The sequence below is a fragment of the Streptomyces sp. LBL genome, from assembly GCF_029893585.1.
Lineage (GTDB): Bacteria > Actinomycetota > Actinomycetes > Streptomycetales > Streptomycetaceae > Streptomyces.
In genome coordinates, this window is sequence record NZ_JARXYX010000006.1 from 112,539 (window position 1) to 124,744 (window position 12,206).

Consider the following 12,206-nt stretch of genomic DNA (forward strand, 5'->3'; position numbering starts at 1 on the left):
TACCCGGCGGCTTTCGCATGTTCCCGCCGGGTGCCACCATCATCCCCGGGTCGCATTTCACGCCGTTTCCTCCCCCACGCCCGCAAAGGCATGGGCGGTACCCCCATCGGACTCCCGCTTGCGATAATCGGACGCGGAGCCGCGGAATGAGGGAATGCTCGGACGTCCTAGCACTGGCCACTGGCAGTACGGGCGTGAGCGCGGCCCGTCACTACAACCGGTGAAGGACACCACTCATGACGACGCCCACGACGATCGAGCTCAAGCCCTCCGCCAGCCCGCTCTCCGCCGCCGAGCGCGAGACGATCCTGGCCAACCCCGGGTTCGGCCGCCACTTCACCGACCACATGGTGACGATCAGGTGGACGGAGGGGCGGGGCTGGCACGACGCGCAGCTCGTCCCGTACGGGCCGATCTCCCTCGACCCCTCGACCCACGTCCTGCACTACGGCCAGGAGATCTTCGAGGGTCTCAAGGCGTACCGCCAGGCCGACGGTTCGGTCGCGGTCTTCCGCCCCGAGGCCAACGCCCGCCGGTTCCGGCGCTCGGCCCGCCGCATGGCCATGGCGGAGCTTCCCGAGGAGCTGTTCATCGCGGCCCTCGACGCGCTGCTCGGCCAGGACGCCGACTGGGTGCCGCCGCACGGCGGCGAGGAGTCCCTCTACCTGCGCCCGTTCATGTTCGCCACGGAGGCCGCGCTCGGCGTGCACCCGGCGAACGAGTATCTGTTCATGCTGATCGCCTCCCCGTCCGGCGCCTACTTCGCCGGCGGCGTCAAGCCGGTCACCATCTGGGTCTCCGAGGACCACGTGCGCGCGGTCCCCGGCGGCACCGGTGACGCCAAGACGGGCGGCAACTACGCGGCCTCCCTGCTGCCGCAGGCCGAGGCCGCGGCCAACGGCTGCGACCAGGTCGTCTACCTCGACGCGGTGACCCGCACGAAGGTCGAGGAGTCCGGCTCCATGAACATCGCCTTCGTCTACGGCGACCGCATCGTCACCCCGGAGCTGACCGGCTCCATCCTGGAGGGCATCACCCGCGACTCCCTCCTCCAGGCCGCCCGCGACCTCGGCTACACCGCCGAGGAGGGCGTCATCACCCTGGAGCAGTGGCGCGCGGACGCCGCCTCCGGTGCCCTCACCGAGGTCTTCGCCTGCGGCACCGCGGCCGTGGTCACCCCCATCGGCCACGTCAAGACCAAGGACTCCGCCTGGACCCACGGCGACGGCACCCCGGGCGCCGTCACACTGCGACTGCGCGAGGCCCTGCTGGGCATCCAGCGGGGTGTGACCGAGGACAAGCACGGCTGGATGCACAAGCTGGGCTGACCGCCCCGCGGTCGACGAAGAGGCGGGCCCCGGGCCGCGACGAAACCAACGGCCACTACGACGGCTTCGTCCGCCGACTCCGCTGTGCCTTCCGGGCCCCGGACGTCCCGGGCGGAAGATCGCGGGCTCGCATGCTGAGACGGGCCGTGAGCACGGGGGCGGGTTGTGCCAGAATGCCCCCGTGCTCTCGTTCGCCATGATTATTGGCAGCAGGCGCGCCGGTCCGCAGTGACCGCCACGTACGACAAGGTACGGGCGGACACCGTCGTCTCGACCCGCGCGCAGACCTCTCGCACCCGCGAGAGGTTTTTCGCATTTCTGGCCCACCCACAGCCGGAGGCGAGAGCGTGAGGGACCATCTGGGGACGGTGGAGCCGGTCATTCCGGTAGACCGAGATCCAACACAGGAGCCTTGACACCATGACCGAAACCAGCGAGCTCGACGACTCGTTCCACGTCTTCGACACCACCCTGCGCGACGGCGCCCAGCGGGAGGGCATCAACCTCACCGTCGCGGACAAGCTGGCGATCGCACGGCACCTGGACGACTTCGGCGTGGGCTTCATCGAGGGCGGCTGGCCCGGCGCCAACCCGCGGGACACCGAGTTCTTCGCCCGCGCCCAGAAGGAGATCGACTTCCAGCACGCCCGGCTGGTCGCCTTCGGCGCGACCCGGCGGGCCGGCGCAAAGGCCTCCGAGGACCCGCAGGTCAGAGCGCTTCTGGAGTCGGGCGCCGAGGTGATCACCCTCGTCGCGAAGTCCCACGACCGCCATGTCGAGCTCGCCCTGCGCACCACGCTGGACGAGAACCTGGAGATGGTCCGCGACACCGTCTCCTTCCTGCGCGAGCAGGGCCGCACGGTCTTCGTCGACTGCGAGCACTTCTTCGACGGCTACCGCGCCAACCCGGAGTACGCGAAGGCCGTCGTACGGGCGGCGTCGGACGCCGGCGCGTCCGTCGTGATCCTCTGCGACACCAACGGCGGCATGCTCCCGGCGCAGGTCCAGGCGGTCGTCTCCACGGTGCTGGCGGACACCGGCGCCCGGCTCGGTATGCACGCCCAGGACGACACGGGCTGCGCGGTCGCCAACACCCTCGCAGCCGTGGACGCGGGCGCGACCCACGTCCAGTGCACGGCGAACGGCTACGGCGAGCGGGTCGGCAACGCCAACCTGTTCCCGGTGGTCGCGGCGCTGGAGCTGAAGTACGGCATGAAGGTGGTGCCCGAGGGCCGCCTGCGGGAGATGACCCGCATCTCGCACGCGATCGCCGAGGTCGTCAACCTCACCCCCTCCACCCACCAGCCCTACGTCGGCGTCTCCGCCTTCGCCCACAAGGCGGGCCTGCACGCCTCCGCGATCAAGGTCGACCCGGACCTGTACCAGCACATCGACCCGGAGCTGGTCGGCAACACCATGCGGATGCTGGTGTCGGACATGGCGGGCCGCGCCTCGATCGAACTCAAGGGCAAGGAACTCGGTGTCGACCTCGGCGACGACCGCGAGCTGGTCGGCCGGGTGGTCGCGCGGGTGAAGGAACGCGAGCTCAAGGGCTACACGTACGAGGCCGCGGACGCGTCGTTCGAGCTGCTGCTCCGCGCCGAGATCGAGGGCAGGCCCCTCAAGTACTTCGAGGTCGAGTCCTGGCGCGCGATCGTCGAGGACCGCCCCGACGGCACCCACGCCAACGAGGCCACGGTCAAGCTCTACGCCAAGGGTGAGCGCATCGTCGCCACGGCGGAGGGCAACGGCCCGGTCAACGCCCTGGACCGCGCCCTGCGAGTCGCGCTGGAGAAGATCTACCCCCAGCTCGCCAAGCTGGACCTCGTCGACTACAAGGTCCGCATCCTGGAGGGCGTCCACGGCACCCAGTCCACCACCCGCGTTTTGATCTCCACGTCCGACGGGGCGGGGGAGTGGTCGACGGTCGGCGTCGCGGAGAACGTCATCGCCGCGTCCTGGCAGGCCCTGGAGGACGCGTACGCGTACGGGCTGCTGCGGGCGGGCGTGGAGCCGGCGGAGTAGGCACCCGGCACGGGGGGGCATCTGAACACGAAGCCCTCCCACGGCCGCCGCCGTGGCCCAGCCCCGAGCCCCGACGGCCGCCGCCGTGGCGGGCCGTCTACTCCTGACCGGGCGGTACGCAGAGGCGGTGGAGAGGGTCCCAGTGGCCTGCCGGGAGGTGTGGACGCCTGCCTGCTCACCTGCCCGGTCCTCGGCCTTTCGGGTAGTTTCGAGGTATGAAGGCCGCGCTACCGACCCGAGGTCCGATCCGGCTGCTGCTCGCAGCGGTGCTCGCCGTCCTGGCCGTCCTGACGGTTCTGACGGCGGGCGCCCCCACCGCCACCGCGGCCACGAGTGTCCCGGCCGTCGCCAAGGCCCTGCGCGAGAGCCCGGTGTACGTCGATCCCGCCGCGTCGGCACAGTTGTCGCGGGCGGACGCCGACTCGCTCGCCCGGCAGATCAAGAAGACGGACAAGCCGCTCTTCGTGGCGGTCCTGCCCGCCGGCTACCCCACCCAGGACCTCTTCACCAAGCTGCGCACCGCCACCGGGATCACCGGCCTGTACGCGGTCCGTCTCGGTGACCGCTTCGACGCCCGCGCCGACTCCGCCGTCCTGCCGCGGGCCGCTGTGCGGAACCTGGTCACCACCGTCGAGGGGGAGAAGACCGGGGCCCAGCTGAGCGACTTCACCAACAGCGCCCTCACCAACATGGGCGGTTCGGCCCCCTCCACCTGGGGCTCCTCCGACAGCGGCGGCGGAGTGGGCACCACCGGGCTGATCACCGCCGGGGTCGTCCTGACCGTCGCCGGCGCGGGCGCCTACACGCTGGTCCGCCGCAACCGGCGCCGCCACGCGGAGGAGCAGCGGGCCGCGCTGGAGAAGCTGCGGGTGGTCGTCGACGAGGACATCACCGCGTTCGGCGAGGAGCTGGACCGACTCGACTTCCATCCGGCGGAGGCGGGCGCGGACGACGTCATGCGCGCGGACTACGAGCGGGCGCTGGACGCCTACGACCGGGCGAAGTCGGCCATGGCGGAGGCCGCGAAACCGGAGGACGTACGGGCCGTCACCCAGGCCCTGGAGGACGGGCGCTTCTCGCTCGCCGCGCTGGCCGCCCGCCGCGAGGGCCGGCCCCTGCCCGAGCGCCGGCCGCCCTGCTTCTTCGACCCGCGCCACGGTCCCTCGGTCGCCGACATGACCTGGACGCCCCCGGGCGGCGCGACCCGTGAGGTCCCGGTCTGCGCGGCCGACCAGGCCCGGCTCGCCGACGGCCGTGACCCGATGGTCCGCGAGGTCGACACCGAGTACGGCCGCCGCCCGTACTGGGAGGCGGGCCCCGCGTACGGCCCCTGGGCGGGCGGCTACTTCGGCGGCGGCATCCTGCCCGGCCTGCTGGTCGGCACCCTGCTCGGCAGCATGATGGCCACCCCGTCCTACGCCGCCGACTACGGCGCGGGCTACGGCGACTTCGGCACCGGCGGCTACGACGGCGGCGACCTGTCCGGCGCCGACTTCAACTCGGACGACTTCGGCGGCGGCTTCGGCGGGGGAGGGGACTTCGGCTCAGGCGGCGATTTCGGCGGGGGCGGCGGAGACTTCGGCGGAGGGTTCTGACGCGCTCGAACCGGATGACGAGAACGCGGTCGGCGCACACAAGGGGCGAGGGGCGGGATCCGGCCACCGCGGTCCGGTCACGGCGCCCGGCGCCGCACACGCGAGCGCCCGCCCTCCCCGTGCCGGAACGGCGGGCGGGGACGCTCAAGGGCGGGGACGCTCAAAGACGCGGCCGGGAGGACCGGCGCGGACAGCTCACGCGTTCTTGATCGCCGAGATGTCGAAGCTCAGCTTGATCTTGTCGGAGACCAGGACGCCGCCCGTGTCCAGCGCCGTGTTCCAGGTCAGGCCCCAGTCGGAGCGCAGGATCTCCGCCTTGCCCTCGAAGCCGACGCGCTCGTTGCCGAACGGGTCCTTCGCGGCGCCGTTGAACTCGAGGTCGATGGTGAGCGGCCTGGTGGTGCCGAGGATCTCCAGGTCACCGGTGATCCGGTAGTCGTCGCCGCCCAGGGCCTCGGCCGAGGTGGAGCGGAAGGTCATGGTGGGGAACTCGTCCGTCTTGAAGAAGTCCGAGCTCTTCAGGTGTCCGTCGCGGTCCGGGGACCCGGTGTCGATGCTGTCCATCGTGACGTCGAGGGACGCCGTGGACGCGGACGGGGCGCTGCCGTCCAGGTGGAGCGTGCCGCTGAAGTCGAGGAACTTGCCCTTGACGTTGGTGACCATGGCGTGGCGTGCCACGAAGCCGATCGTCGAGTGGGCCGGGTCGAGCGTGTAGTCGCCGGTCAGCGCGGCGAGGTCGGGGTTCACGGCGGCGGGCGCCGCGGTGCCGGTGTCGGTGCTGTCCTTGCGGCCGAAGATGCCCATGATGTGCTCCCGGGGAGAGGATGTTGAAGATTCAACGAGGTTAACGGTGACGACGGTAGACCTATTCCGGGCGCACATCAACGTCATCGGCGAAATCGTGGCGTGAATACCGCCAGGCGGACCAGCACGCTCCCTCCCTCGGGCCTCACCGCCGCCACCTTCCGGCAGGCCGGTACGGTGCGCGGACCGACCGCGTCCGCCAGAGCGAGCGTGCTGGTCCGCCGCCGGGGCCCGTACCGCTACCCTCTGCGTGAGCGAGCCGCCCGTACGGGCGCACCCCTGGAGATCGTCTGGGGCCACCCTGTTCGCGAGGCGGTCCGGGCGGACGACGCGGCCGAGGTGCTCTCCACGGACCGCCGACTGGGTCTGATTGTCACTCCGGCGAGGGAGTGTGCCACCCATGAACGTGAGGTGGCTCTCGGCTGATCTCTTTGTGTGACCTCTACAAGCGTGAGGTCCTCTGAGCAGTCGGAACGGCTGCATGGGCCTGAGGTTCTGTTCAGTGGTACCAGGAAAACGGTCCGGAGACTGTACGGAGTCGACGGCGAGCTTTCGTTGGTGGTTTTCGTAAGGTCGCTACATGACCGTTTTGGATGAGGCGCCGGGTGAGTCGACGGGTGAGCCGACGGACGCGCGCGGGCGGGTCGCCGAGCTGCACGAGATCCGTGCGCAGGCACTGGCCGGCCCCGGTGAGAAGGCGACCGCGGCGCAGCACGCCAAGGGCAAGCTGACCGCGCGGGAGCGCATCGAGCTGCTCCTGGACCCGGGTTCCTTCCGGGAGGTCGAGCAACTGCGCCGGCACCGGGCGACCGGGTTCGGCCTGGAGGGCAAGAAGCCGTACACCGACGGCGTCATCACCGGCTGGGGCACGGTGGAGGGCCGTACGGTCTTCGTCTACGCCCACGACTTCCGTATCTTCGGCGGCGCGCTGGGCGAGGCCCACGCCACGAAGATCCACAAGATCATGGACATGGCCATCGCGGCCGGGGCGCCCCTGGTGTCCCTGAACGACGGTGCCGGTGCCCGCATCCAGGAGGGCGTCAGCGCCCTCGCCGGCTACGGCGGCATCTTCCAGCGCAACACCAGGGCGTCCGGGGTCATCCCGCAGATCTCGGTGATGCTCGGCCCGTGCGCCGGCGGCGCGGCCTACAGCCCCGCTCTGACGGACTTCGTCTTCATGGTCCGCGAGACCTCCCAGATGTTCATCACGGGCCCGGACGTGGTCAAGGCCGTGACAGGCGAGGAGATCACCCAGAACGGTCTGGGCGGCGCGGACGTGCACGCCGAGACCTCGGGCGTCTGTCACTTCGCCTACGACGACGAGGAGACCTGCCTCGCCGAGGTGCGCTACCTCCTGTCGATGCTCCCGCAGAACAACCGCGAGAACCCGCCGCGCGCGGAGTCCGCGGACGTGCCGGACCGCCGTTCGGACGTCCTGCTGGACCTGGTCCCGGCCGACGGCAACCGTCCGTACGACATGACCAAGGTCATCGAGGAGATCGTCGACGACGGCGACTACCTGGAGGTCCACGAGCGCTGGGCCCGCAACATCATCTGCGCGCTGGCCCGGCTGGACGGCCAGGTGGTGGGCATCGTGGCCAACCAGCCGCAGTCCCTGGCCGGCGTCCTGGACATCGAGGCGTCGGAAAAAGCTGCGCGCTTTGTCCAGATGTGTGACGCTTTCAATATCCCGATCGTCACGTTCCTGGACGTACCCGGGTTCCTCCCGGGCGTCGACCAGGAGCACGGCGGAATCATCCGGCACGGCGCGAAGCTGCTGTACGCCTACTGCAACGCGACGGTCCCGCGGATCTCCCTGATCCTGCGCAAGGCCTACGGAGGTGCGTACATCGTCATGGACAGCCAGTCCATCGGTGCGGACCTGACGTACGCGTGGCCGACGAACGAGATCGCCGTGATGGGTGCGGAGGGTGCCGCCAACGTCATCTTCCGCCGCCAGATCGCCGACGCGGAGGACCCCGAGGCCATGCGGGCCCGGATGGTCAAGGAGTACAAGTCCGAGCTCATGCACCCGTACTACGCGGCCGAGCGTGGTCTGGTGGACGACGTCATCGACCCGGCGGAAACCCGCGAGGTCCTCATCCAGTCCCTGGCGATGCTGCACACCAAGCACGCCGACCTGCCGTCCCGCAAGCACGGCAACCCCCCGCAGTAACCCAGCGGATCCGCTGTAACCCGGGGGATCCCCCGCGGAAACCTCTCTCACGGAGACTGAAGCCCATGAGCACCCCTGACATTCGTGTCGAGAAGGGCCACGCCGAGCCCGAGGAAGTCGCCGCCATCACCGCCATCCTCCTGGCACGCGCCGCCGCCCAGCCGTCCGAAGCCCCGGCCCACCGCGGCCACCGCAAGGCCGGCTGGCGCCGCCTGGAGCGCGAGCCCGGCTTCCGGGCCCCGCACAGCTGGCACGGCTGAGCACCTGCTTGCCCCATCGCCGGACGGACTCCGCGAGGAGTCCGTCCGGCGATTGCTGTTTCCATGACGACTCGGCTTACGAGTGCCCAGAGCGGCCCGGTAGAGGCCCTGACAGTCTTTGACCAGCATCTGTTCCGGGCCCCTGTGTCAACCGTACGGACGTTGGGCACAGGCCGTTCCAGGTCGGACACGTCAGTTGCTGCCCCGAGGTTCCTTGATCGTCGCCAGCAGCGCGGAGAGTCCCTCTCGATCTACGGCCAGTATTCGGTCAGGGTCGTCACTCTCGCGCAGGCGGAGGGTGCCGTCGGGTGCGGCGGCGAGGTTGAGGCAGTTCGCGCCCTCGGTGCTGTACGAGGACTTCTGCCAGGTGTAGGCATGCACGGGCTTCCCTCACAGGTCTTTGGCCAGGCGGCGGATGAAGTCGCGGGTCTTATGGGGCGCGAGCGCGCACGCCTCCATGCGGTCGAGTACGGAGCGGTATCGATGCAACTGGGCTTCAGCGTCGAGGAAGTCGCAGCCGTGGTCGGAGTCGAGTAGGACCGTGTCCAGTTGCGGGACGAGTCCTGACCCGTAACTGATGGGCTGCCCCGAGGCTGGAAAGTCGACCTGGTCGAAGGGGACGACGAGGATGCGGATGTTTCCGCGCTCGCTCATCTCGTTCAAGTGCAGAAGCTGGTCGCGCATCACGCCCGGGGAGCCCACCCGCATCCGCAGTGCGGCCTCGTGAACGATCGCGGTGTACGGGGTCGGCCTCTCCGCGAACAGGATCGCCTGACGCTTGATGCGGAATGAGACCCGGTGCTCGATCTCGTACGGGCGCAGGGAGGGGACGCTCTGCTGGAAGGCCGCGCGTGCGTGGTCGAGGGTCTGAACGAGGCCCGGCATGGTGACAACCACGCCGACTCGCAGCTCGGTGGCGTCGGCCTCGAACTCGGCGACCTCGACAAGTGAGGGCGGGAGCAGCTCTCGGTATTCGTCCCACCAACCCCGGCCGCGACGCCCAGTCATCGCAGCCAGCGCCTCAACCAAGTCGCTGTCGTCGCACGAGTAGGCGAGTGCCAGCGCACGTACGCGCTCGTCACTGACGCCGTGGCGCCCTGCCTCCATCATGCTCATCCGGGCCTGCTGTACGCCGATGCGCGCGGCACCCGCCGTAGAGCTCAGCCCAGCCCGCTCGCGGAGTTTGCGCAGCTCGGTTCCCAGTCGTCGCTGCCTCAGCGTGGGTGGGCCAGTCGCTGCCACTGGTTTCTCCTCTCCTGTCCGTGCGGGAGTGCTGCACGTCCCTCACACGGGTGAATCGCATAGAGCATACAGAATTTACGGCATAGATCTATGCGTTCATGTCTATCGTTCTCACACGCAACTCCCTGCACGCAAAGGAAAATTGCCATGACCACCGTATCCCCGGGCCTCCCGAAGCCCGACCGTCCCGACGGCTTCACCGACGAGATCCACGCCCTCGTCAACGCCACCGCACCCCGCCTCTTCGCTGTGGTCGAGGAATACATCACCGAGGACGGTGACCGCGACGCCCGCGTCGCCGCCTGGGGCCTCGCCCACGACGACGGAAGCGCCCAAGTCTCGGCCTTGGATGGCGGGTTCCGTATGTCGCTGCGTAACCCCGAGCGGGCTGCGCAGCTCATCTCCATGCGCCCCGGCAGTACTGGCAGTCTCGTGTGGCCCGACTCGTTGGGGAGCGGGGTTGCTCGCGGCACTTGGGCAGCCGGCCCGGGGCAGCGCCACTGACTGAAAACCACTGTCAACATGGCGTGACGTTCGCCTTGACCGGGCGGGCTGGGCGTTGGCAAGCTGCGGAGCAGCACACAAAATATCGCGCATATGGCTGCGCAGACCCTGTGGCCGTCCCTTCGGGGGCGGCCACAGATGTGTTTTCGGGGAGGTTCGGTTCAGTGCATCTCTGCTACATCGACGAGGCGGGGAACGGGCAGACGCTCGATCCTGCCCGTCCCGACGCGCCACCCGTGCTCGTCGTCGGAGGGTTCACTGTGCCGCGTTCCCAGGTGAAGGACCTCACGTGGGACTTCCTTGAGGTGAAGAAGCACTACCGGCCACAGCTGCGCAAAGCCGAGCAGCTGTCCGATGTGATCCAGCACGAGATCAAGGGCTCGGACGTACGCAAGAATCTCCTGGGAACCATTAATGGCGGCGTGCGGCAATGGAGTTGCTGGCCTCCGTGCTCGACATACTGGAGCTGCTCTGCCGCTCATTCCGGAGCAGCCGGGCGCTGTGGGGGATGGTGTGCCACTTCTGCCGTGATGCAGACGCAGATACAGAGACAGATGGGGGCGGCAGCCATTGAATGGCTGCCGCCCCCATCTGTCTCTCGCGGGAAGCCGCCTACCGCAAACGGGCCATCAGCGCGTGCTCCACCAGCGTGATCAGCGCTGACTTCGCGTCCGAGCGGTGGCGGGCGTCCGTCGTGATGATCGGGGTGTCCGGGCCGATCTGGAGCGCCTCGCGGACCTCGTCGGGGTTGTACGGCTGCTGGCCGTCGAAGCCGTTGAGGGCGATGACGAACGGCAGGCCGCTGTTCTCGAAGTAGTCGACCGCGGGGAAGCAGTCGGCGAGACGGCGGGTGTCCACCAGGACGATCGCGCCGATGGCGCCGCGCACGAGGTCGTCCCACATGAACCAGAAACGGTCCTGGCCGGGCGTACCGAAGAGGTACAGGATCAGGTCCTGGTCGAGCGTGATGCGACCGAAGTCCATGGCGACCGTCGTGGTCGTCTTGTCCCCGGTGTGGGTGAGGTCGTCGATGCCGGCCGAAGCTGACGTCATCACGGCCTCGGTGCGCAGCGGGTTGATCTCCGAGACGGCGCCGACGAACGTGGTCTTGCCCACGCCGAAGCCGCCGGCCACCACGATCTTCGCGGACGTGGTGGAGCGGGAAGGCCCTCCGCTAGAGCTTGCGAAGTCCACTGAGCACCCTTTCGAGCAATGTCACGGCTGGCTGGCCGCCGGCGCTCTCGTCGCCGCCGGGCTGATGGATGGCGACCAGGCCCGCCTCCGCCAAGTCGGCGACGAGGATCCTGGCCACACCGAGAGGGATGGTCAGGAGGGCCGAGATCTCGGCCACCGACTTGATCTCACGGCAGAGGTTGCAGATCCGCTGATGCTCGGGCAACTGGCCCTGCATCTGGTGCGGCTGCGCGGTGGTGTGCACCAGCGCCTCGATGGCGAGCTGGTAGCGCGGGCGGGTCCGGCCGCCGGTCATGGCGTACGGACGCACCAGCGGGTTGTTCGCCGCCCCCGCGGGCGCCGGCTCAGGGGTGCGTCGATGCGGCTGTACGGGCTGGATGCGCGGGGCCGGGGGCTGGTCGTACGGTGACGGACCGGGGCCCTGGGGCGCGTACGGCTGCTGGCGCTGCCGGCTCGGGGTGGAGGGAAAGTTGTAACGGTTGGGGTTCTGGGAACCGTCGCCGTGACCCTGGCCGGATCCGTACGACCAGTTACCCGAAGGTGAACCGCCTGGGGGTGTTGCCACTTTCTCTCCTCCTCCGACTGTGCCGGGCACCCATCCCTGTGGAGCCGCGTTCCGAAACCTTATGGCCTTAGGAGGCCAAAAAGCACCGTCTGTCTGTTAGTTGAGCAGGCTCCCCTGGAGCTCCGCACGCAGATCGGGCGTCAGGACGGTACCGGAACGGTCCACCAGGAGTGCCATCTCGTACCCGACAAGGCCAATGTCCGCATCCGGATGTGCGAGAACCGCGAGCGACGAGCCGTCGGAGATGGACATGATGAAGAGAAATCCCCGCTCCATCTCCACAACCGTCTGGTTCACACTGCCGCCCTCGAAGATACGGGAGGCGCCTGCCGTCAGAGACGTCAGACCGGAGGCGACGGCCGCGAGCTGGTCGGCGCGGTCGCGCGGAAAGCCTTCGGACATCGCCAGAAGGAGTCCATCGGCAGAGACCACCACCGTGTGGGACACCCCGGGGGTGTTGTCCACGAAGTTGGTAATCAGCCAGTTCAGGTTCTGTGCCGCCTGGCTCATCGG

Annotated in this window: 13 protein-coding genes; 7 read left to right on the forward strand and 6 right to left on the reverse strand. The window is 69.2% G+C overall.

Annotation, left to right across the window (positions count from 1 at the left end; genetic code table 11):
* Window positions 1-236 precede the first annotated feature (236 nt).
* The 3 genes from M2271_RS09175 to M2271_RS09185 all read left to right on the forward strand — a co-directional run bounded on the left by M2271_RS09175 (window position 237) and on the right by M2271_RS09185 (window position 4,948).
* Complete coding sequence (locus M2271_RS09175; protein WP_280886616.1) at window positions 237-1,328, forward strand: branched-chain amino acid aminotransferase; 1,092 nt, start codon at window positions 237-239, stop codon at window positions 1,326-1,328.
* Window positions 1,329-1,748: 420 nt separating this feature from the next.
* Window positions 1,749-3,353, forward strand: a complete 1,605-nt coding sequence (gene cimA, locus M2271_RS09180) for a citramalate synthase (RefSeq protein WP_280886617.1) — start codon at window positions 1,749-1,751, stop codon at window positions 3,351-3,353.
* A gap of 215 nt (window positions 3,354-3,568) precedes the next feature.
* Window positions 3,569-4,948, forward strand: coding sequence for a hypothetical protein (locus M2271_RS09185; RefSeq protein WP_280886618.1), 1,380 nt, complete (start codon window positions 3,569-3,571; stop codon window positions 4,946-4,948).
* A gap of 195 nt (window positions 4,949-5,143) precedes the next feature.
* Here M2271_RS09185 and M2271_RS09190 read toward each other — a convergent pair whose 3' ends face one another.
* Window positions 5,144-5,752, reverse strand: coding sequence for a YceI family protein (locus M2271_RS09190; protein ID WP_280886619.1), 609 nt, complete (start codon window positions 5,750-5,752; stop codon window positions 5,144-5,146).
* 102 nt (window positions 5,753-5,854) lie between these two features.
* On the opposite strand from M2271_RS09190, the gene M2271_RS09195 reads away from it, so the two are divergent.
* The 3 genes from M2271_RS09195 (at window position 5,855) to M2271_RS09205 (ending at window position 8,188) form a co-directional block, all read left to right on the forward strand.
* Complete coding sequence (locus M2271_RS09195) at window positions 5,855-6,178, forward strand: hypothetical protein (RefSeq protein ID WP_280886620.1); 324 nt, start codon at window positions 5,855-5,857, stop codon at window positions 6,176-6,178.
* Between the two features lie 154 nt (window positions 6,179-6,332).
* Window positions 6,333-7,928, forward strand: a complete 1,596-nt coding sequence (locus M2271_RS09200) for an acyl-CoA carboxylase subunit beta (RefSeq protein ID WP_280886621.1) — start codon at window positions 6,333-6,335, stop codon at window positions 7,926-7,928.
* Between the two features lie 65 nt (window positions 7,929-7,993).
* Window positions 7,994-8,188, forward strand: coding sequence for an acyl-CoA carboxylase subunit epsilon (locus tag M2271_RS09205; protein ID WP_280886622.1), 195 nt, complete (start codon window positions 7,994-7,996; stop codon window positions 8,186-8,188).
* A gap of 192 nt (window positions 8,189-8,380) precedes the next feature.
* On the opposite strand, the gene M2271_RS09210 is transcribed toward M2271_RS09205, so the two are convergent.
* Window positions 8,381-8,569, reverse strand: coding sequence for a DUF397 domain-containing protein (locus M2271_RS09210; protein WP_280886623.1), 189 nt, complete (start codon window positions 8,567-8,569; stop codon window positions 8,381-8,383).
* Between the two features lie 9 nt (window positions 8,570-8,578).
* On the reverse strand, window positions 8,579-9,430 hold the full coding sequence (locus M2271_RS09215) for a helix-turn-helix transcriptional regulator (protein WP_280886624.1): 852 nt from the start codon (window positions 9,428-9,430) through the stop codon (window positions 8,579-8,581).
* A 147-nt stretch (window positions 9,431-9,577) separates the two neighbouring features.
* Here M2271_RS09215 and M2271_RS09220 point away from each other — a divergent pair, with 147 nt between their 5' ends.
* Window positions 9,578-9,934, forward strand: a complete 357-nt coding sequence (locus tag M2271_RS09220) for a hypothetical protein (protein WP_280886625.1) — start codon at window positions 9,578-9,580, stop codon at window positions 9,932-9,934.
* Window positions 9,935-10,546: 612 nt separating this feature from the next.
* On the opposite strand, the gene M2271_RS09225 is transcribed toward M2271_RS09220, so the two are convergent.
* The 3 genes from M2271_RS09225 to M2271_RS09235 all read right to left on the reverse strand — a co-directional run bounded on the left by M2271_RS09225 (window position 10,547) and on the right by M2271_RS09235 (window position 12,203).
* Window positions 10,547-11,128, reverse strand: a complete 582-nt coding sequence (locus tag M2271_RS09225) for an ATP/GTP-binding protein (protein WP_013000463.1) — start codon at window positions 11,126-11,128, stop codon at window positions 10,547-10,549.
* Window positions 11,109-11,693, reverse strand: coding sequence for a DUF742 domain-containing protein (locus M2271_RS09230; RefSeq protein WP_280886626.1), 585 nt, complete (start codon window positions 11,691-11,693; stop codon window positions 11,109-11,111). Before M2271_RS09230 ends, M2271_RS09225 begins: the two co-directional genes overlap by 20 nt.
* Window positions 11,694-11,789: 96 nt before the next feature.
* The gene (locus tag M2271_RS09235) at window positions 11,790-12,203 is read right to left on the reverse strand and encodes a roadblock/LC7 domain-containing protein (protein ID WP_280886627.1); all 414 of its coding nucleotides are present in this window, start codon (window positions 12,201-12,203) and stop codon (window positions 11,790-11,792) included.
* Window positions 12,204-12,206 lie beyond the last annotated feature (3 nt).

Bases quoted from the DNA above. Each gene is read 5' to 3' on its own strand.
- M2271_RS09200 (WP_280886621.1), top strand. From the start codon at position 6,333: ATGACCGTTTTGGATGAGGCGCCGGGTGAGTCGACGGGTGAGCCGACG.
- M2271_RS09175 (WP_280886616.1), top strand. From the start codon at position 237: ATGACGACGCCCACGACGATCGAGCTCAAGCCCTCCGCCAGCCCGCTC.
- cimA (WP_280886617.1), top strand. From the start codon at position 1,749: ATGACCGAAACCAGCGAGCTCGACGACTCGTTCCACGTCTTCGACACC.
- M2271_RS09185 (WP_280886618.1), top strand. From the start codon at position 3,569: ATGAAGGCCGCGCTACCGACCCGAGGTCCGATCCGGCTGCTGCTCGCA.
- M2271_RS09205 (WP_280886622.1), top strand. From the start codon at position 7,994: ATGAGCACCCCTGACATTCGTGTCGAGAAGGGCCACGCCGAGCCCGAG.
- M2271_RS09190 (WP_280886619.1), bottom strand. From the start codon at position 5,752: ATGGGCATCTTCGGCCGCAAGGACAGCACCGACACCGGCACCGCGGCG.
- M2271_RS09235 (WP_280886627.1), bottom strand. From the start codon at position 12,203: ATGAGCCAGGCGGCACAGAACCTGAACTGGCTGATTACCAACTTCGTG.
- M2271_RS09220 (WP_280886625.1), top strand. From the start codon at position 9,578: ATGACCACCGTATCCCCGGGCCTCCCGAAGCCCGACCGTCCCGACGGC.